The organism is Pseudonocardia sp. GCM10023141 (assembly GCF_042653605.1).
The window spans coordinates 1-18804 of record NZ_JBHSIR010000065.1 but is presented as its reverse complement, the minus strand read 5'-3'; the positions used below and the strand labels follow the sequence as shown (position 1 = coordinate 18804).

The 18804-nt window shown below is 73.1% G+C and carries 17 protein-coding genes; 3 read left to right on the top strand and 14 right to left on the bottom strand.

Translation table 11 applies throughout. The features are described from left to right. Window positions 1–216 precede the first annotated feature (216 nt). Window positions 217–1056 carry a polysaccharide deacetylase family protein gene (locus ACFPFQ_RS36630; protein WP_379627308.1) on the top strand — a complete coding sequence of 280 codons (840 nt, stop codon included), beginning with the start codon at window positions 217–219 and terminating at the stop codon, window positions 1054–1056. A gap of 472 nt (window positions 1057–1528) precedes the next feature. On the opposite strand, the gene ACFPFQ_RS36625 is transcribed toward ACFPFQ_RS36630, so the two are convergent. Then, window positions 1529–2383 (bottom strand): glycoside hydrolase family 16 protein, encoded by an 855-nt coding sequence (locus tag ACFPFQ_RS36625; protein WP_379627306.1) that lies wholly within the window; start codon window positions 2381–2383, stop codon window positions 1529–1531. A 172-nt stretch (window positions 2384–2555) separates the two neighbouring features. Then, window positions 2556–3329 (bottom strand): DeoR/GlpR family DNA-binding transcription regulator, encoded by a 774-nt coding sequence (locus ACFPFQ_RS36620; RefSeq protein ID WP_379627305.1) that lies wholly within the window; start codon window positions 3327–3329, stop codon window positions 2556–2558. Window positions 3330–3381: 52 nt separating this feature from the next. On the opposite strand from ACFPFQ_RS36620, the gene ACFPFQ_RS36615 reads away from it, so the two are divergent. Next, entirely contained in the window at window positions 3382–3774 is a 393-nt protein-coding gene (locus ACFPFQ_RS36615) for a DUF4406 domain-containing protein (protein WP_379627303.1), read from the top strand. Between the two features lie 21 nt (window positions 3775–3795). Here the strand turns inward: ACFPFQ_RS36615 and xerD are convergent, their stop codons facing one another. Together xerD and ACFPFQ_RS36605 are read right to left on the bottom strand one after the other, a co-directional pair. After that, window positions 3796–4707 (bottom strand): site-specific tyrosine recombinase XerD, encoded by a 912-nt coding sequence (gene xerD / locus ACFPFQ_RS36610; protein ID WP_379627301.1) that lies wholly within the window; start codon window positions 4705–4707, stop codon window positions 3796–3798. A gap of 68 nt (window positions 4708–4775) precedes the next feature. Next, entirely contained in the window at window positions 4776–5762 is a 987-nt protein-coding gene (locus ACFPFQ_RS36605; RefSeq protein ID WP_379627524.1) for an LLM class F420-dependent oxidoreductase, read from the bottom strand. Between the two features lie 126 nt (window positions 5763–5888). Between ACFPFQ_RS36605 and ACFPFQ_RS36600 the strand changes: the two genes are divergently transcribed. Then, window positions 5889–6410 carry a DUF1707 domain-containing protein gene (locus ACFPFQ_RS36600; RefSeq protein WP_379627299.1) on the top strand — a complete coding sequence of 174 codons (522 nt, stop codon included), beginning with the start codon at window positions 5889–5891 and terminating at the stop codon, window positions 6408–6410. Window positions 6411–6420: 10 nt separating this feature from the next. Here ACFPFQ_RS36600 and ACFPFQ_RS36595 read toward each other — a convergent pair whose 3' ends face one another. From ACFPFQ_RS36595 to ACFPFQ_RS36550, 10 genes are all read right to left on the bottom strand, one after another. After that, complete coding sequence (locus ACFPFQ_RS36595) at window positions 6421–7047, bottom strand: NUDIX domain-containing protein (RefSeq protein ID WP_379627297.1); 627 nt, start codon at window positions 7045–7047, stop codon at window positions 6421–6423. Beyond that, the gene (locus ACFPFQ_RS36590; protein ID WP_379627295.1) at window positions 7044–8771 is read right to left on the bottom strand and encodes a CTP synthase; all 1728 of its coding nucleotides are present in this window, start codon (window positions 8769–8771) and stop codon (window positions 7044–7046) included. Before ACFPFQ_RS36590 ends, ACFPFQ_RS36595 begins: the two co-directional genes overlap by 4 nt. Before the next feature lie 154 nt (window positions 8772–8925). Continuing rightward, the gene (locus tag ACFPFQ_RS36585; protein WP_379627293.1) at window positions 8926–9843 is read right to left on the bottom strand and encodes a copper transporter; all 918 of its coding nucleotides are present in this window, start codon (window positions 9841–9843) and stop codon (window positions 8926–8928) included. Continuing rightward, window positions 9840–11024 (bottom strand): putative cytokinetic ring protein SteA, encoded by a 1185-nt coding sequence (gene steA / locus ACFPFQ_RS36580; protein ID WP_379627291.1) that lies wholly within the window; start codon window positions 11022–11024, stop codon window positions 9840–9842. Before steA ends, ACFPFQ_RS36585 begins: the two co-directional genes overlap by 4 nt. A gap of 167 nt (window positions 11025–11191) precedes the next feature. Then, on the bottom strand, window positions 11192–13009 hold the full coding sequence (recN, locus tag ACFPFQ_RS36575; protein WP_379627290.1) for a DNA repair protein RecN: 1818 nt from the start codon (window positions 13007–13009) through the stop codon (window positions 11192–11194). A gap of 33 nt (window positions 13010–13042) precedes the next feature. Continuing rightward, the gene (locus tag ACFPFQ_RS36570; protein WP_379627288.1) at window positions 13043–13960 is read right to left on the bottom strand and encodes an NAD kinase; all 918 of its coding nucleotides are present in this window, start codon (window positions 13958–13960) and stop codon (window positions 13043–13045) included. After that, a complete protein-coding gene (locus ACFPFQ_RS36565) occupies window positions 13957–14751 on the bottom strand; it encodes a TlyA family RNA methyltransferase (RefSeq protein WP_379627522.1) in 795 nt (264 codons plus the stop codon). Before ACFPFQ_RS36565 ends, ACFPFQ_RS36570 begins: the two co-directional genes overlap by 4 nt. A 5-nt stretch (window positions 14752–14756) precedes the next feature. Beyond that, on the bottom strand, window positions 14757–14957 hold the full coding sequence (locus tag ACFPFQ_RS36560; RefSeq protein WP_379627286.1) for a hypothetical protein: 201 nt from the start codon (window positions 14955–14957) through the stop codon (window positions 14757–14759). Beyond that, window positions 14954–16018: an HAD-IIA family hydrolase gene (locus ACFPFQ_RS36555; protein WP_379627284.1), complete on the bottom strand. Its 1065-nt coding sequence runs from the start codon at window positions 16016–16018 to the stop codon at window positions 14954–14956. Before ACFPFQ_RS36555 ends, ACFPFQ_RS36560 begins: the two co-directional genes overlap by 4 nt. Further along, on the bottom strand, window positions 16015–17091 hold the full coding sequence (locus ACFPFQ_RS36550; RefSeq protein ID WP_379627282.1) for a hypothetical protein: 1077 nt from the start codon (window positions 17089–17091) through the stop codon (window positions 16015–16017). Before ACFPFQ_RS36550 ends, ACFPFQ_RS36555 begins: the two co-directional genes overlap by 4 nt. Window positions 17092–18804 lie beyond the last annotated feature (1713 nt).

Below are 18804 nucleotides of genomic sequence, written 5' to 3'. Positions count from 1 at the left end.
GCGTTCTCTCAGTGGAGGGGGTGCATTCTGCGCAGTTGCGCGATCTCGAACGTCTCGGGAACCGCCGCCCGAGAGGCAGGCGGCCGCCCTGTAATCTGCGGCTCGGTAAATCTCCGACGCAGCATCCCGCCGCCACGAGGCGTCGCGCGCTCCGCGGTCCGAACGGGACCGGGCGACGTCAGCAGGCGACCGCGCGACGACAGGAACAGCACTCGTATGAATCGGTCGGTTGCCTCGTCCATCCGCACGCTCGTCGGCCGCTCCAGCGTGGCCCAGGCGGCGTACCCGCACCTCGTCAAGGGCCGGCTCGGCACGGAACGCTGGGCGCTGAGCCTGCTCGAGCGCGGGCGCTCCGCCTCGCGGCCCACCACGCCGAGCAAGCGGGCGCGCATCGTCGCCTACCACTCCATCGGCACCTCGGCGTGGGGGGTCAACGACGTCACGCCCGCCGACTTCGAGCGGCACCTGCAGATCGCCGTCGATGACGGCTGGACGTTCGCGACGCCCGCGGAGGTGCTGGCCCGGCCGGCCGAGCAACTGCTCGCCATCACCTTCGACGACGGCGTCGCCACGGTGCTGGACAACGCCGTTCCGGTGCTGCGCCACCACGGCGTGCCGGCCACGATGTTCGTGGTCACCGGCTGGGCCGACGGCGGGCACGAGAACGGCTACGCCCACGTGCTCGACTGGAAGGGCGTCACGGCGCTGCAGGACGCGGGCATGACGCTGGCGAGCCATTCCACCACCCACCCCGACTTCGGGAAGCTCAGCGTCAGTGACGCCCGCCGCGAGCTCGAGACCTCCCGCGAGCGCATGCGCACGATGCTGGGCCTGGACACCGTGGAGTTCGCCATCCCCTTCGGACAGTCGGCGAACTGGACCGCGGCGGCGCAGCAGGCTGCCACCGAGGCGGGTTACACCACGGTCTACGCCCAGTCGGTGGGCACCCGGCCGCAGGGCACCGTGGCCCGCACCTTCATCACCAGCTTCGACAAGCCGCTCGTCTACCGGGCCGCCCTCGGCGGGGCGTTCGACAACTGGGAAGAGTGGTACTAGGTCGACGCCCGGCACCCAGCGCCCCTTGCAGGAAAGCCACTTTCCTGCAACGTCATTGCGGGAAAGTGGCTTTCCTGCAATCCGAGAGCCTGCGCGCCGGGCGGGTGATCAACGCGCACAGGTTCGGGTTGGATCATGAGCCAGTGCGCGCTCGGCCAACGGCGCGAAGATCAACGCCTACTGGGTCATGGTCAACACGGAACCAGTAGGCGTTGATCACCGAATCGCACCTCCCCGCCGGGCCATGCAGCGCCGCTCGCGGGGCCTGATCCGCGTGAGCCGCACCGGAGCGCCTGCGCGAGGGCCGTGGCGTGCGCTCGCGCACGCCGGTGGTTGTTGTGCCCTCCCGCCGACCTGGCTCAGCCCGATCACGCGCCCGACCAGTGCCGGATCCCATCGCCACGGCGGCCGCGGGCCCTGACGGACTTCCTGCACACCACCCGGCGGCCGCGGTGCGCAGCTCCGGGCAGGCTCAGCTGCTGACGGGGTACTGCTTCACCCAGTCGACGTCCATCGTGGACTGGCGCACGGAGGTGGTGTTGTCCTCCGGGAAGAAGTCGAGCTGCACGGTGAGGTGCATCGGCCGCGGCGGGAGCTTGTCCTTGTCGTTGTTGCGGAACCACTCCTTGCCGTCCAGGTAGGCCACGACGTGGTCGGGGGTCCACTCGATCGCCCAGTTGTGCCACTGGGTGGCGTCGACGTTGAGCGTGCCCTGCACCTTCTGGTCCTGCTTGTCGTCGTCGGCGTAGTGCAGGAAGAAGTTGCCCTCCTGGCGCGTGGGCTCCGTGAGCTCCATGAAGTCGATCTCGCCACCGACCGGCCAGTCCTCCGCGTCGGGCCACAGCAGCAGCAGCGCGTGGTAGGTCGGGTCGCTCGCCGGCGCCCGGACCCGCCCTTCCCAGCGGCCGTACATCTGACCCTTGCCCCAGGCGAGACCGCCGGTGGTCGCCTGGTCGTCGCCCGTGATCGTGAGCATGCCGTCGTGCACGGTGATGGCCGAGGGCGAGCGGCGACCGTTGCCGCCGTGGCCCTCACCGTCGTAGGGACGCCACGGGCGCTCGAGCTTCGAGCCGTCGAACTCGTCGACCCGGTTCGGCTCGCCCCAGCCCATCAGCTTCGCCGCGCTCGTGTCGGCGCCTGCGCTGCCGGTGGCGGTGCTGGTGCCGCCGCCGGTGGTGGTGCCGCCGGTCGACGGCGTGCTGGACCTCGTCGTGAGGACGACGACCGTGGCCACGACCGCGAGGACGACCACCGCTCCGACGCTCAGCAGGATGGTGCGGCCCGACGTGCGGCGGGGTGGTTCCTCGGTGCTGGGCGGGCCGGCCACGCGAACTCCTGGATCGATCGGAAGAGGGTCGAGAAGGGGGGTTGCCAGGCGGGGACGAGGCCCCGAAGAGCGCTGCCGAGAGTAGCCGAGCAGGTTGATCGCGGCGCGCCGACCACCAGGAACGCGCCCCCATCCGGCCGAACACGTCAATCCGGACATGCACCGTGCGTCATCATCGTGCGGCACCGGCCCGCGCATCGATCACCGTGACGCCGACCGCGACGAGGTCCCGCATAGCCGTGCTCTCCGGGTCGGCGTCGGTGATCACCCCGGTGACGTCCGCGAGTGGCAGCACGGCGAACCGCGACGCCGCGCCCACCTTCTCGGCACTCGCCAGCACGTACGTGTCGGCGGCCCGCCGGCCGAGAGCACGCTTCATCGCGGCCTCGTCGGCGTCGCCGGTGGTGAGTCCCGCCTCGTGGTGCACGCCGGTGACACCGAGCAGGAACACGTCCGCGGAGATCGCCTGCGCCGCCTCGACGGCGGCGGCGCCGCAGCTGACCATGGAGTGCCGGAACAGCCGCCCACCCAGCAGGTAGACCTCGATCTCGCGGTGTTCGCCCAGGGCGACGGCCACGGCCGGGCTGTGCGTGATGATCGTGGCCCGCAGGTCGGTCGGCAGTGCCGCGGCGACCGCGAGTGCCGTGGTGCCGCCGTCGACGACGGCGGCGGTCCCCGGCGGGATCAGCCGCGCGGCCACTGCGGCGACGCGCTGCTTGCTCGCGACGGCCACCTCCCGGCGCGTGCCGAGGTCGGCGATGGCGGGTGAGACCGGCAACGCACCGCCGTACACGCGCTGGCACAACCCGGCCGCGGCGAGTTCCCGCAGGTCCCGACGCACGCTGTCCTCCGAGACCCCCAGCTCGACGGCGAGGTCGCGCGCCACGAGGCGCCCGTCCGTCCGGAGGCGGTCAAGGAGCAGGTCCCGGCGCTGCGCGGCCAACATTCTGCACGTTCTCCCTTGTTTCTGCCGACTTCTGCACGTTACCGTGCCGACCGTGAACAAGCCACTGCTGATCCTGATCGCCGGCCCCTACCGCTCCGGCACCGGCGACGACCCCGAACTGATGGCCGCGAACCTCGCCCGGCTGGAGGAGGCGGCCTGGCCCATCTTCCGCAGCGGTCACCTCCCGATGATCGGCGAGTGGGTGGCCCTGCCCGTGCTGAGCTCGGCCGGGGCGAGCGGCCCCCTCGATCCACTGGGCGAGCAGGTCATGTACCCCACGGCCGAGCGGCTGCTGCAGCACTGCGATGGCGTGCTGCGGCTGCCCGGGGCGTCGCAGGGGGCCGACCAGGACGTGGCGATCGCCCGGGAGCGGGGCATCCCGGTCTGGACGAGCGTCGACGACATCCCCGGCGCCACCCTGACGTCAGCAGGGCGTCCCTCCTGACATCCCGGGGGTGGGCGAGCCTCAGCCCCGCGCCCGCGGATGGCTGGTGGCGTACACCTCGCGCAGGGTGTCGACCGTGACGTGGGTGTAGATCTGCGTGGTCGTCACCGAGGCATGGCCCAGCAGCTCCTGCACCACCCGGACGTCGGCGCCACCGGCGAGCAGGTGGGTGGCGAAGCAGTGGCGCAGCGTGTGGGGTGACACCGCGGCTGAGAGCCCGGCCACGTCGGCGGCCGCCCGCAGCGCGTGCCAGGCGCTCTGCCGCGACAGCCGGCCGCCGCGCGCGTTGAGGAACACCGCGGGGGTGCCCCGGCCCCGCGCGGCCAACCCCGGCCGGGCCTGCACCCGGTAGGCGTCGACGGCCGCCAGCGCCGGACGCCCGATCGGCACGATCCGCTGCTTGCCGCCCTTGCCGCGCAGCAGCACCGTGCGCTTGGCCTCGTCCAGGTCGTCGACGTCGATACCGACAGCCTCGGAGATGCGCGCGCCCGTGGAGTAGAGCAGCTCCAGCAGCGCGCGGTCCCGAGCGGGGCCGGGACCGTCGCCGATGCAGCCCGCGAGCAGCTGCTCGACGTCGTCGACGGTCAGCGTCCTGGGCAACCGCGACGGTAGAGCGGGCGGGGTGACCTCGCGGGCGACGTCCTCGGTGACCAGCCCGTCGCGCAGCGCGAAGCGGTGCAGCCCCCGCACCGCAGCTAGCGCACGCGCCGCCGAGGACGCGGCGAGCGGGGCCGGACCGCTGCGCAGCGCCGCGACGAACCCGCTGACGTCGGTCTCGCACACGGCGTCGAGGTCGTTGATGCCGTAGGTGGCCAGGTGATCGAGGTAGCGGCGCAGATCGGTGCCGTAGGAACGCAACGTGTTGGCTGCGCTGCCGCGCTCGACCGTGAGGTGGTGCACGAAGGCCTCCACCGCACGTTCCGCCGCACTCACCCCGTCGCACCCACGCGGCCATGGTGCCGCAGCCCCCGCTGCGGCACCACCACGGCTCGCCGGACGGCTCAGACCAGGTGCGGGATGACCTCCTGCTCGAACATCTCGATGCCGGAACGGTCGTAGGCGGCCTCGCCGAAGTTGCAGATCGCGTACGTCATGCCGGCGTCGCGCAGGGCGCCGAGCCGGTCGACGATCTGCTGCGGCGTGCCGTGGCCGAGGCCGGTGAGTGTCGGGACCGACCGCTCCACGGCCTTGGCGCCGACGTGCGGCTCGATCCGGTTGCGCCAGTCCTCGATCCGCTTCTTCGCGTCGTCCTCGGTGGAGCCGATGGTGATGTTGTAGTTGACGGAGCGGACGATGTTGTCGAAGTCGGTGCCGACCGTCTCACAGTGCTTGCGGAGCAGGTCGGACTTGTGCGTGAACTCCTCGACGTTGTTGCCGACGAAGTTGGTGTACTTCGCGTACTTGGCAGCGATCTTGAGCGTGACCTTCTCGCCGCCGCCTGCGATCCACATCGGGATGCCGCCGGCCTGCAGCGGCAACGGCTGCACGATTGCGCCGTCCACCTGGTAGTGCTTGCCGGCCAGCGTCGCCTTTCCGGTGGTCCAGGCCTGCTGCATGATCTGCACGCCCTCGTCGAGCATGCCCAGGCGCTCCGGCGCGGCCGGGAAGCCGTAGCCGTAGGCCTTCCACTCGTGCTCGTACCACCCGGCGCCGATGCCCATCTCGACGCGGCCGCCGGAGATGATGTCGGCGGTGGCGGCCACCTTCGCGAGGTAGGCCGGGTTGCGGTAGCTCATGCACGTGCACATCTGACCGAGCCGCACCCGCTCGGTCACCGCGCCGAACGCGGAGATCAGCGACCAGGCCTCGTGCGTGGCCTGGTCGGTGGGGACGGGGACGGTGTGGAAGTGGTCGAAGACCCAGAGGGACTCCCAGGGACCGGCGTCGGCGTGCTGCGCCAGGCCCTTCATGGTGGCCCAGTGGTCCGCGGGGTCGATACCGACGAGGTCGTGCCGCCAACCCTGGGGCACGAACATTCCGAAGCGCATTCCAGCCATGCGACAACCCTAGACCGGAGGATGCTCCGGTACCTGTCGGAGCCCGACTCCACCATTCCGGTCACGGGTGCGCCGGAAGGTCCACCCTCGGGGCCGACCGCCGGTACCGTCGACGGGGTGAGCACGTTCGAGGTGCCCCCCATCCGCATCGGCAACGATGAGCGGCAGGCGGCCGTGCAGGCGCTGGGCGAGCACTACGGCCAGGGCAGGCTCGAGTCCGACGAGTTCGACGAGCGGGTGGCCGCCGCCTACGCCGCGCGCACCCACGTCGAGCTCGACATCCTCTTCGCCGACCTGCCGCGCCCGTCGACGTCCGGACCCGTGCCCGCGCTGCCGCCACCCCCGGTCATGCTCGCGCCTCCGTGGCACCAGATGCCGACCGCCGTCGTCCCGGCCCCCTACGGCATCGAGCCGCACACCGGCATGCCGTACTCCGATCGCTCGAAGGTCGCCGCCGGCGTGCTGCAGATCCTGCTGCCGTTCGGGGTCGGCCGGTTCTACAGCGGCCACATCGGCATGGGCATCGCGCAGCTCGTGCTCTCGTTCATCGGCATCGGGGTGCTGTGGTCGTTCCTCGACGGCATCCTGATCCTGCTCGGGCGGCCGATCGATCCCTACGGTCGGCCCCTGCGTCCCTGAAACCGGCTGTTCAGGACCTTCGCGCAGCGAACCGCGTCGGTCGGTCCTGCCACGGCGCATCCAGCGGGCGGGCCGCCGCCGGCGCCCCCGCGATCGCGTGCGCCGCCAGCACCCCGGCCACCGTGATGGCGTTGACGATCGTGCCGCTCAACACCATCCGCACGGCCACCGACAGCGACACCCAGCGGGTGGAGAGGTCGGCCTCCTCGTCGTCGCCAAGGTCCGGACGGCCGACCTCGGTGAGGTCGCGGGCCAGGAAGATGCGCACCGACTCGTCGGAGAAGCCGGGCGACGTCGTCAGGTCGACCAGCACCGACCAGTCCGCCGCTGCCAGGCCGGCCTCCTCGGCCAGCTCCCGCTTCGCCGCCTCGACCGGGTCCTCCCCCGCGACGTCGAGCAGCCCGGCCGGCATCTCCCACAGCCGCCTGCCCACGGGGTGGCGGTACTGGTGGAGCATCATCAGCCGGTCGTCGGCGTCGAGCGCTGCGATCGCCACCGCACCCGGGTGCTCGAGGACCTCGCGCACCGCGACGCGGCCGCCGGGCATCTCGACCTCGTCGGCCCGCAGCGCCATGACGCGACCGGTGTAGATGTCCTTCGACGCGTGCACCGGGAAGTCGTGCCGGGGAGTTGTCATGATCCGTTCACCGATGCTCCCGCCGCGGCCTTCGCCGACGTCCGGCCCTTGGCCGGCAGTTCGACAGGCAGCCGGTCGGCCGCACGGTAGTTCAACGCCGCCTTGACGAAGGCCTTGAACAGCGGGTGCGGGCGCGTCGGGCGACTCTTCAGCTCGGGGTGGGCCTGCGTCCCGACGAAGAACGGGTGCACCGACTCGGGCAGCTCGACGAACTCCACGAGCTTGCCGTCGGGCGACGTGCCGCCGAACACGAGCCCCGCCTCCTCCAGCCGCTTGCGGTAGGAGTTGTTCACCTCGTAGCGGTGGCGGTGGCGCTCGGAGACGTCGCGCGAGCCGTACGCGGCGGCGACGACGGTGCCCGAGCCCAGTTTGGCGGGGTAGGCGCCCAGGCGCATCGTGCCGCCCATGTCCCGCTCCCCCGCCACGACGTCGAGCTGGTCGGCCATCGTGGAGATGACCGGGTGCGGGGTGCGCTCGTCGAACTCGGTGGAGTTGGCGTCGTCGAGACCCGACAGCGAGCGCGCCGCCTCGATCACCATGCACTGCAGGCCCAGGCACAACCCCAGCGTCGGGATGCCTCGGGTGCGCGCGTGGCGGATGGCGCCGAGCTTGCCCTCGATGCCGCGGACCCCGAAACCGCCGGGGACCAGCACACCGTCGATGCCGTCGAGCGCGGCCGCCGCGCCCGCGGGCGTGCGGCAGTCGTCGGAGGGGACCCAGACGATCTCGACGCGCGCGCGGTGGGCGAACCCGCCCGCGCGCAGCGCCTCGGTGACCGACAGGTACGCGTCGGGCAGGTCGACGTACTTGCCGACGAGCGCGATGCGCGCGGTCTCGTCGGGGTGGTGGACGCGGTCGAGCAGGTCGCCCCACACCGTCCAGTCGACGTCGCGGAACGGCAGGCCCAGCCGGCGCACCACGTAGGCATCGAGGCCCTCGCTGTGCAGCACGCGCGGGATGTCGTAGATCGAAGGCGCGTCCGGGCAGGCGACCACGCCGTCGGTGTCGACGTCGCACATGAGGCTGATCTTGCGCTTCATGTCGTCGGGGATCTCGCGGTCGGCGCGCAGCACGACGGCGTCGGGCTGGATGCCGATGTTGCGCAGCGCCGCGACGGAGTGCTGCGTGGGCTTGGTCTTCAGCTCACCCGACGGGGCCAGGTAGGGCACCAGCGACACGTGCAGGAAGAAGCAGTTGTCACGGCCGACCTCGTGGCGGACCTGGCGCACCGCCTCCAGGAACGGCAGCGACTCGATGTCGCCGACCGTGCCGCCCACCTCGGCGATCACGACGTCGGGGGTGATCCCGTCCTCGTCCGGCTCGCCCATGGCGAGGATCCGGTCCTTGATCTCGTTGGTGATGTGCGGGATGACCTGGACGGTGTCGCCCAGGTACTCACCGCGGCGCTCCTTGGCGATCACCGTGGAGTAGACCTGGCCCGTGGTGACGTTGGCCCGGCCGTGGAGGTTGCGGTCGAGGAACCGCTCGTAGTGGCCGATGTCCAGATCGGTCTCGGCCCCGTCCTCGGTGACGAAGACCTCGCCGTGCTGGAACGGGTTCATCGTGCCGGGATCCACGTTGAGATAGGGATCCAGCTTCTGCATCGTGACCCGCAGACCACGGGCCGTGAGGAGTTGTCCGAGGCTCGAGGCCGTCAGACCCTTACCCAGCGAGGACGCTACCCCGCCGGTGACAAACAGATGACGCGTCGCGCGAGGCTGCACGGGGTTTCAGGGTACATAGCGCCCCGCCCGCCCGCGCCGCTGCCCCCGCGCGCCGCAGGCAACTCGCCCGTTCGGTACCCCCGGATCCCGTCGAGAACGACGTTAGCGTGATCAACAGAGCCTTTTGATCATGACAACGTCGTTCTCGACGGGGTCAGGCGGCGGGGGCGGCGCCGTCGGCTGCCGTGACGGCCGTGCCGTAGCGGCCCGCGCGGCCGTCGAGCTGTTCGCGCAGCGCCAGCACGGCCGAGAGCTGGCCGGACCCGGTCTGCAGGTCGTCGACGGTGGACAGGCCGTTGGTGATCGACGGATCGGCGCGCGCGACGCCGACGACGCCCGTCGCGTCGGCAGAGCCGGCCCGTCCGGCGAGCACGGCGCCGCCGCCGCCCGCCCGGTCCAGCGCGGCCGCGAGCCGGGCGACGATGGCCGCGGCGTCACCCGCGTCGACGCCGGTGAGTGCGCCGCCGGTGAGCACGATCGCCAGGTTGGCCCGGGCCGGGACGTCACCCGGGCGCACGAAGCCGGCAGAGGCGAGCCCCGTCAGCACGCTGCGCGCCTGGTCCGGGGTGGCGCCGGGCGCCAGCAGCACACCGCCCAGCAGCCCGCCCGCCAGCGTGCCCGCGTCGGAGGCCGCCGGGAGCTTCGCCCCGGCGGGCAGCAGCTGGGCCGCGAGCGCGCGCAGCTGGTCGGCCCGGCCCGGATCACCGACGGCCGCGGTGAGCGCCACCTCGCCGGTGACGGTGGCCCCGGCCTGCTTGATCAGGGTCGTGACGGCGTCGCGGTCGGCGGGGTCGGCGCCCGAGGTCACGAGCGTCACCGTCTGGCCGGTGAGCAGGCCGCGCACGGCGCCCGGCCCGATCCGCTTGGCGAACTCGTCGGACGAGCGCTGTGCGGCCGCCAGGCTGTCGCGCTCGGCCGTGAGCTGGGCGACCTTGCCGCCGAGGCTGTCGCGCTCGTTCGACACCGCCCCCAGCAGCCGGTCGGAGACACCGCTGGAGCCCACGACGATGCCGATCGCGAGCGCGAGGAAGACCGCCGCGATCGAGACGGCGTGGTAGCGCAGTGAGATCACACGAACCAGCCCTTGATCTGCTCGACGAGCCCGTGCCAGCCCTGCGCCAGCAGGCCCAGCACGGCGTCGCCGGCATCGGAGACGAACAGCGCGACGATCCCGGCGACCACCGCGGCGGCCACCAGCAGCAGGATCGCGCCGAACGGGGTGCGGCTGCGGTAGAGCGACGCGATGACGCGCCCGTCCACGAGCGTGCCGCCCAGCTGCAGCCGGGTGAGGAAGGTGGAGGCGTTGCTGCCGGAGCGGCCGCGGTCGAGGAACTCCGCCATGCTCGCCGACAGCCCGACGGTGACCACCATCGCGGCGTTGTGGTGCCCGGCCAGCAGCAGCGCCAGGTCCTCGGCGTTGGCGGAGCTGGGGAACGTCACGGCGCCCGCGCCGAGGTCCTGCACGCGGTGCAGCCCGGGGGCGTGCCCGTCGGCGAACGCCGGCACGACGACGTCGGCGCCGCACGTCAGCGCCTCGGTGGAGATGTCGGCCGGGTCACCGACGATCAGGTCGGGCTTGTGCCCCGCGGCGAGCAGCGCGTCGGCGCCCGCTCCGACGCCCAGCAGGACCGGGCGGTACTCCCGGATGTAGTTCTTGAGCGCGGCCAGGTCGGCGACGTGCCCGAACCCGGCGGCGACGACGAGCACCTGCTTGCCGGCCAGTTCGACGTCCACCTCGGGCACGCCGGCGCCGTCGAGCAGCAGGGACCGCTCGCGGCGCATGAACTCGATGGTGTTGGCCGCGAACGCCTCGAGCTGGTGGGTGAGCCCGGACTTGGCCTCGACGAGCGCATCGGCGACCGAGTCGGCGTCCTGCAGCGTGCCCTCGACGAGCCGCAGCTCCCCCGCGTACACGACGCCGTCGTGCAGGCGGATGCGGCTGCCGTCCTTGATCGCGTGCATCGCGTCGGGACCGACGGCGTCGATCAGCGTGACGCCGGCCGCGACGAGCACCTCGGGCCCGAGGTTCGGGAACCGCCCGGAGATCGACGGCGACGCGTTGACGACCGCGGCGACCTCGGCGGCCACCAGCGCGTCGGCGGTGGTCCGGTCGAGGTCGACCTGGTCGAGCACGGCGATGTCGCCCGCCTTGAGCCGACGCAACAGGCCCTCGGTGTTCCGATCGACGCGCGCGACGCCGGACAGCCCAGGCAGCTCGGGACGCGAGCGGTGCAACAGGCCGGACAGCTTCATGTACTCACTGTGACAGCCGGTGCCCCGGATGCCAGGAAGGCACGCCGGGCGATCACGATGTGTGCTGGTGACCATGGCCCGACTTCGCACGAGTTCTTCGGTCGTCGCACGGGGTGGGCGCTGTGCGACGACCGGTGAACGTGTGCGACGTCGGCGTGGGTGTGCGGTTACGACCCGGCGGGCGCCTTCTTGCGGGTGCTCTTCTTCGCGGCGCCGTTGCGGGGTGCCGCGGCCCGATCGGCCTCGCGGTGGGCGCGGGCCGCTCCGAGCAGCTCCTCGGCGTGGGCACGGCCGGTGTCGGTGTCGTCGAGACCCGCGAGCATGCGGGCGAGCTCGGCGATGCGCTCGCCCTCGGCCAGCGTGCGCACGCTGCTGCGGGCCGCACCGCTGCCCCGCACCGTCTTGTCGACGACGAGGTGCCGATCGGCGTAGGCCGCGACCTGCGCCAGGTGGGTGACGACGATGACCTGGTGGCGCGCCGCCAGCTTGGCCAGCCTGCGCCCGATCTCGACGGCGGCCCGGCCGCCGACACCCGCGTCGACCTCGTCGAACACCATGGTGGGCACCGGGTCGGCACCCGCCAGCGCTACCTCGAGCGCCAGCATCACGCGCGAGAGCTCACCGCCGGACGCGCCCTTGTGCAGCGGTTGCGGTCCGGCCCCGGCGTGGGCGACCAGCCGCAGCTCCACCTCGTCGACGCCGTCGGCACCAGCCACGAGCGACGCCCGCCCGACGCGCAGCGCATCCGCGGCACCGGGACCGGCCTCGCGTGGTGTGACCACCACCTGGAGCCGGGCGTCGCCCATGGCGAGGCCGCGCAGCTCCGCGGTGGTGTCCTCGGCCAGCTGCAGCGCCGCCTTCGTGCGTGCACCGGTGACGGCGGCCGCGTGCTCCCCCAGCTCGACGGCCAGCTCGTCGCGGCGGGCCGCGAGCGCGGAGAGCGCCTCGTCGGAGGTGTCGAGGTTGGCCAGCCGGGCGCGGGCGTCGTCGGCCCAGGCCAGCACGCCGTCGACATCGGCGGCGTACTTGCGCGTGAGCGCCTTGAGCTCCGCCTGCCGCGACAGGACACCGGCGAGCCGCTCCGGATCGGCGTCGAGCCGATCGAGGTAGCCGGTGAGCTCGGCGCCCACGTCGGCGAGCAGCGCGAGCGCCTCGCCGAGCCGGGAGTCGAGCGCGGTGAGCTCGGGGTCGTCGGCCGCGGCGAGCCGGTGGCGGGCCTCACCGATGAGCGCCAGCGCGCCGAGCATGTCGGACTCGCCCGTCTCCTCCGCCCCGACGAGCGCGGCGTGGGCCGCGGCGGCGGTCTCCCGCAGGTCGTCGGCGGCGGCGAGGCGGCGCCCGAGCTCGACCAGCTCGGTGTCCTCACCCGGCTGCGGATCGACCGAGGTGATCTCGGTGAGGCCGTGGCGCAGCAGATCGGCCTCCTGAGCCAGCCGCCGCGCGCCGTCACGGCGCTCGACGAGCTCGGCGCCGAGGCGCTGCCACTCGGCCCGCACCTCCCGGTAGCGCTCCAGCGGCTTGCCGACAGACTCCCCCGCGAACCGATCGAGCAGCGCCCGCTGCTCGGCCGGGCGCAGCAGCCGCAGCTGGTCGTTCTGACCGTGGACGGCGAGCGTGGCCTCCGCGAGGCGGCCCAACACGCCGACGGGCACCGACCGCCCGCCCAGGTGGGCGCGCGAGCGCCCGTCGGCGCTCACGGTGCGCACCGCGATGAGCGTGCCGTCGTCGTCGGCGTCGGCACCCACCTCGTCGGCGACGGCCATGGCGGCGGCATCCGCGGTGAACCGGCCCTCGACGACCGCGCGCGCCGCGCCGTCGGCGACGCGGGACGCCTCGGCCCGGCCGCCACCCAGCAGCGACAGGCCGGTGACGACCATGGTCTTGCCCGCTCCGGTCTCGCCGGTGAGGACGGTGAGCCCCGGATCCAGCTCCAGCGTGGCGTCGTCGATGACGCCGAGGCCCTGGATCCGCATCTCGGCCAGCATGGGTGGCAGCGTACGGAACGCCACCGACGACTTTCAGTCGGTGGTGCGCGGCGCGCCGCGCCATCCCCTGACGGGGAGGTCGAACTTGCGCACCAGCCGGTCGGCGAAGGGCTGGCCGTCGAGGCGCACCATCCGGATCGGCAGCGCACCACGCTGCACCTCGACCCGGGCACCGGGCGGCAGCGTGAAGGTGCGCCGGCCGTCGCAGACCAGGACCGCGGGCGGCCCGGTGGCGTCGATCTCGATCGCCACCGCGCTGTCGGGCGAGATCACCATGGGCCTGGCGAACAGCGCGTGCGCGTTGCTCGGGACCAGCAGCAGCGCCTCCACCTGCGGCCAGACCAGCGGCCCGCCCGCCGAGAACGCGTAGGCCGTGGATCCGGTCGGGGTCGCGCAGATGACGCCGTCGCAACCGAACGCCGACACCGGACGCCCGTCGACCTCCAGCACGACCTCGAGGATCCGCTCGTGCGAGCTCTTCTCGACAGTGGCCTCGTTGAGCGCCCAGGTCCTGGCGAGGATGTCGCCGCCGCCGCAGACGGTGGCGTCGAGCGTCATCCGCTCCTCGACGGCGTAGTTGCCGTCGACGAGCGCGTCGAGCGCGTCGTCGAGCGACTCCTGCTCGGTCTCGGCGAGGAAACCCACCCGGCCCAGGTTGACGCCCAGCAGCGGCACCCCGACGGGGCGGGCCATCTCCGCGGCGCGCAGCAGCGTGCCGTCGCCGCCGAGCACGAGCACCACCTCGGCGCCCTCCGCGCAGCCCGGGCGGCCCTCGACGATGCGCGGCTCCAGCCCGACCGGCAGCCCGCCGTCCTCGACCTCGGCCCATTCCTCGCCGATCACCCGCAACCGCACGTTCGACTTCGCCAGCCTGCGCGCGACGGCCGCCGCGCACCGCCGGTTGGTCTCGCGGCCGGAGTGCAGGACCACGAGCACTTCACGGGGTGTCATGCCGGTCCCTCCGCTACAGCTGTGGCCAGCGCACCGTCGCCGGCGTCGGTGCCGTGCCGGGCGAGCTGGAGGAAGAACTCGACGTTGCCGGACGGGCCGGGCAGCGGGCTCGCCACGGCACCGCGCAGGACGAGTCCCAGCCCGCGCGCCGACGCCGTGACATCGGTGAGCGCCGACAGCCGCAGCCCGCGGTCACGCACCACCCCACCGGTGCCGAGGCGCTCGCGGCCCACCTCGAACTGCGGTTTGACCATCGGGAGCAGCATCCCGTCCGCTGCCGTGCAGGCCGCCAGCGCGGGCAGCACCGTGCACAGCGAGATGAACGACAGGTCGGCGACGGTCAGGTCGACCGATCCCCCGATCTGCTCCGGTGTGAGCGCGCGGACGTTGGTGCGGTCGTGGACCTGCACCCGCTCGTCGCTGCGCAGCCGCCAGACCAGCTGCCCGTACCCGACGTCGGCAGCCACCACGTGCGCGGCGCCGCGGTCGAGCAGCACGTCGGTGAACCCGCCCGTGGAGGCACCTGCGTCCAGGCAGCGCAGCCCGGTGACGTCGACGCCGAACGAGTCCAGCGCGCCGATGATCTTGTGGGCGCCCCGGGAGGCCCACTCCCGCTCCCCGGTCTCCTTGACGGTGACCGGGGTGTCCCGATCGACCATCGTGGCGGCCTTGCCGGCCTGCGAGCCGCGGACCGCGACGAGGCCCTGCTCGATCAGCTCGGCCGCCTGCTGGCGGGACCGGGCCAGGCCGCGGCGCACCAGCTCGGCGTCCAGCCGGGCTCGGGTGACCACCGCCGTCACGCCGGGCCGGGTGAACCCGCGGCGAGCGCCTCACCCAGCGCGGCGTGGACCCGCTCGAACGCCTCGACGTGCTCGGCGGGCGGCCGGTCTCCCAGCGCGTCCAGCGCCGCCATCGCGTCGGCGACGGCGACACGCGGATCCGGCGGCGCGGGTCGCGGGTCGGAGGGGCGGGGTGGTCCCGGCAGGGGGACGGTCATGGGTGCGCTCCCGGTGGGGTGGTGGCACCCGCCACGGTAGCCGAGGACGCGCCCGCGCCGTCGGCACCGTGATCGAGACCCAGCGCGCTCAGCGCCGCGGCCGCGCCCGGTCCTTCGGCGGTGACCGTGACCGGGCCCCCGCCCGCCGCCCAGTGGACGTGGCACAGCACCCGCAGCGCGTCGATCGGATCGCCGTCGCCCGCCACGCGCAGCGCACCGGCACCGACGAACGTGACGGTCCAGCCGTCCCGGGGCCCCGGTGCCAGCTCGGCGGCGCTGCGCTCCAGCGCGCCGAGGTCGGCGCCGATGTAGTCGGGCCGCAGCGCCGCCGGGGCCGACAGCACCTCCGCGGCGCCGGAGATCCCCGTGAGCACGAGCAACGACGGCATCCCCGCGGTGCGCCCGCCCTCGATGTCGGTGTCGAGGCGGTCGCCGATCATCAGCGGCCGCTGCGCACCGGTGCGCTTCACCGCGGCGTTGACGAGCGCAGGCGCGGGCTTGCCCGCCACCTGCGGCTCCAGGTCGGTAGCGGCGCGCAGGGCCGCCACCATCGACCCGTTGCCGGGCAGCGGACCGCGCTCGGTGGGCAGCGTCCGGTCGGTGTTGCACGCCACCCACAGCGCGCCGGCCCGCAGCGCGATGCTCGCCTCAGCCAGCTGCTTCCAGCCGGTGTCGGGGCTGTGGCCCTGCACCACCGCCACCGCGTCCCCGGCTCGGGCCGCGATCGTCAGACCGACGGCCGTGACCTCCTCGACGAGCGCGGCGGTGCCCACGACGTACACGGGAGCACCCGCAGGCAGCTGCTCGGCGAGCATCGCCGCCGCCGCCTGCGAGCTGGTGGCCACGTCCACGTCGGTGGCCAGGAACCCGAGCTCCCGGAGGTGCTCGGCGACCTCGGACGGCCGCCGCGAAGCGTTGTTGGTGACGTACACCGTGCGCACACCACGCTTCGCGGCCGATGCCACCGCGTCGACGGCTCCCGGTACCGCCACGGCACCGCGGTAGAGCGTGCCGTCGAGATCGGCGAGCAGGACGTCGTGGTCGTCGAGCAGATCGGTCATTTCTCCTGGCCACCTTCCACGGGCACCGCGGTTGCGGTGGCATCAGCGTCCCCAGCCTCAGCAGCTGCCGCCTCGGCAACTCCAGCCTCAGCAACTGCTGGCTCGGGGACGTCAGCCGAGTCCGAGACCGCGTCGTCGTCCGTGCTCTCGGCAGCGACGTCCTCGATGTCCTCGACGTCCTCATCGGATTCGAGGTCGGCTGCGCTATCGGCGACGTCGTCGGAGTCGGAGTCGGAGTCGTCTTCAGCATCGTCTTCGGCGTCAGCGATCTCGTCCTCCGCAGGCGCCTCGCCCACGGCGGCGTCGGTCTCGCTGTCGATCTCGGTGGACGGCTCCTCGTCCTCGACGTCGAACTCGACCCCGTCGTCGGGCAGCTCCTCACCGGTGAGCTCGGCGATGCGCTCCGTGGCGTCGGTCTCCGTGCGCACGTCGGCGTCGACGGTGTGCACGAACCACTGCAGCGCGTCGGACTCGCGACCGGCGGCCAGCAGGTTGTCGGCGTAGGCGTAGAACAGCCGAACACTCCACGGGTCCCGCTTGGTGGCGTCGAGCTCCGGGATCTGCAGGCCGACGACGGCCGCGTCCAGCTCGCCCAGGTCGCGCCGGGCCCCGGCCACCACGATCGTCAGCTCGATCATGTCGGACCGGTCGAGCTCCTTGACCTCCGGTCCGCGCGCCAGTTCCAGCGCGCGTTCCGGGCGGCCGAGTGCCCGCTCGATGTCGGCCATCACCGCGAGGTGACCCGGACCGCCTCCCATGCGGCGGGCCGCACGCAGCTCGCCGAGTGCCTCGGCCCACTCACCTGCGTGGTAGGCCGCGATGCCGGCGGCCTCGCGGACCAGCGCGATGCGCGAGGCGCGCTTGCGGGCGAACCGGGCGTGCTCGAGCGCCTGCTCGGGGTCCTCGTCGACGAGCCTGCCTGCCGCGACGAGGTGGCGGGCGACCATGTCGGCCGTGTCCTTCTGCAGTCCGCGCAGATCCCTGCGGGCCTCGGCGTCGAGCTCCGCTGCGGTGATGCCGTCGGGCAGCTCCGGCTCGGGCACGGACGGGGTGTGGACGCCCTCGGCGCCCATGTTCGCCCGGTCCCGGCTGGGGCGGCGATCCGGCCGGTCGTCGTTGCGACGCGCCGGCCGATCGGCGTTGCGGTCCTGCCACGGCTTGCGGTCGCCCGCCTCGCGAGCGCGGTACGGCTTGGCCGCACCCTCCCGGTCGCCCCGGTACGAGGAGCCACGCGTGTCGCCGCCGGCGCGGTCGGAGCCGCCCCGGTGAGCGGAGCCGGCGTCCGAACCGCCCCGGTAGGAGCTGCGGTTGTCCGAACCGGAACGGGGCGCACCACCACGGTACGGCGAGCCGCCGCGCGGAGCACCCCCGTCACGGGGGCTCTCGCGGTCGGGACGGTCCGGGCGCTCCGGACGGTCGGAACGGTCGCGGGAGCCGGCGCCGCGATCCGGAGTGTTGCGGTCCGACGTGCCCCGGTACGAGCTGGGCCGGTCACTGCCGGGCCGGTCACTGCTCGGCCGATCACTGTTGCCGCGGTACGAATTACCGCGGTCGTCACTGCTGCGGGCCGAGCGGTCGCGGTAGGAACCGCCGGAACCGGCGTCGCGGCTCGGACCGCCGCTGTAGGAGCCACCCCGATTCGCGTTGCCCCGGGCGGAATCGCCCCGGAAGGAGTTGCTGCGGAAGGAGTTGCTGCGGGAATCACTGCTACGGGAATCGGCGCCGCGGGAATCGGCGCGGGAGGAATCGCCGCGATACGAGGACCCGCGGGGTGAATCGCTGCGGGGCGAATCGCTACGCGGGGAATCGCTGCGGAACGAGCCGCGACCCGGTGCACCGCGATCGGAACCGCCACGGGCATCTTCACGGGACCGATAGGCGTTGCCGCCGCTGTCGGATCGTCCGCGGTAGGAGGATCCACCGCGGTCGGAGCCACCGCGCTCGGTGTTGCTGCGCTCGGAGTTGCCGCGATACGAGGAACCGCCGCGGTCGGAGGAGGTGTTGCCGCGATAGGACGACGACGAGCGATCGGTCGGGCGCCGGTCGGAGGAGGAACGTTCGCCGGAGTTGCGATCCCACGAGGTGCGGTCATCGCCGCCGCGGTAGGAGGAGCCGCGATCCGCGCCACCGCGTGGTGAGTCGGTGCGCTCGCCACCTCGGTAGGAGGAGCCCCGGTACGAGGAGCCGCCACGGTCGTTGTTGCCCCGGGCGCGATCGTCGTTGCGGGCGGGGCCGTCGCTGCGGGACGGAGCATCGCGGCGGTCGGAGCCGCCCCGGGGGGCGCCGCCGCGATCGCTGTTGCCGCGGTAGGGCGTGCCCCGGTCGGCGGGCCTGCCGGCTCCGCCATCCCTGCGGTCGTTGCTGTCCCGGCCCCGGCGATCGCCCCTGTCGGGGGCACTGTCGGAGGGTGCCTGCCAGCTGCGTGCCGGCCGATCACCCTGCTTGGGTCCACCGGACCAGCCCGAGCCGACACGGCCCTGACCAGTGCGTGGGGCGCCCGAGCGGCCCTGGGAGCCACCTCGGTTGTCTGTGCCGCGGCGCGGGGACGCGCCGCCGCTTCCGGCGTGCTGGGGACGAGCTGACTTGCCTTTGGGTTCCCTGGCGCCGCCGCGATCGTCGTCTCGCGGGCGGTTATCGCCGGAACCATCCGCGATACTCACCTGTAGATGATACAAAAAAGTGGGCCCCCGCCTGACGGCGGGGGCCCACAAATGAAGTTGATGTCGGCGGCGACCTACTCTCCCACACCCTAACGAGTGCAGTACCATCGGCGCTGGAGGGCTTAG

Coding starts and splice junctions, on each gene's coding strand:
- recN (WP_379627290.1), bottom strand. CDS start 13,009: ATGCTGGCCGAGATGCGGATCCAGGGCCTCGGCGTCATCGACGACGCC.
- ACFPFQ_RS36560 (WP_379627286.1), bottom strand. CDS start 14,957: ATGACCGTCCCCCTGCCGGGACCACCCCGCCCCTCCGACCCGCGACCC.
- ACFPFQ_RS36570 (WP_379627288.1), bottom strand. CDS start 13,960: ATGACACCCCGTGAAGTGCTCGTGGTCCTGCACTCCGGCCGCGAGACC.
- steA (WP_379627291.1), bottom strand. CDS start 11,024: ATGAAGCTGTCCGGCCTGTTGCACCGCTCGCGTCCCGAGCTGCCTGGG.
- ACFPFQ_RS36605 (WP_379627524.1), bottom strand. CDS start 5,762: ATGCGCTTCGGAATGTTCGTGCCCCAGGGTTGGCGGCACGACCTCGTC.
- ACFPFQ_RS36620 (WP_379627305.1), bottom strand. CDS start 3,329: ATGTTGGCCGCGCAGCGCCGGGACCTGCTCCTTGACCGCCTCCGGACG.
- ACFPFQ_RS36555 (WP_379627284.1), bottom strand. CDS start 16,018: ATGACCGATCTGCTCGACGACCACGACGTCCTGCTCGCCGATCTCGAC.
- ACFPFQ_RS36595 (WP_379627297.1), bottom strand. CDS start 7,047: ATGACAACTCCCCGGCACGACTTCCCGGTGCACGCGTCGAAGGACATC.
- ACFPFQ_RS36630 (WP_379627308.1), top strand. CDS start 217: ATGAATCGGTCGGTTGCCTCGTCCATCCGCACGCTCGTCGGCCGCTCC.
- ACFPFQ_RS36550 (WP_379627282.1), bottom strand. CDS start 17,091: ATGGGCGCCGAGGGCGTCCACACCCCGTCCGTGCCCGAGCCGGAGCTG.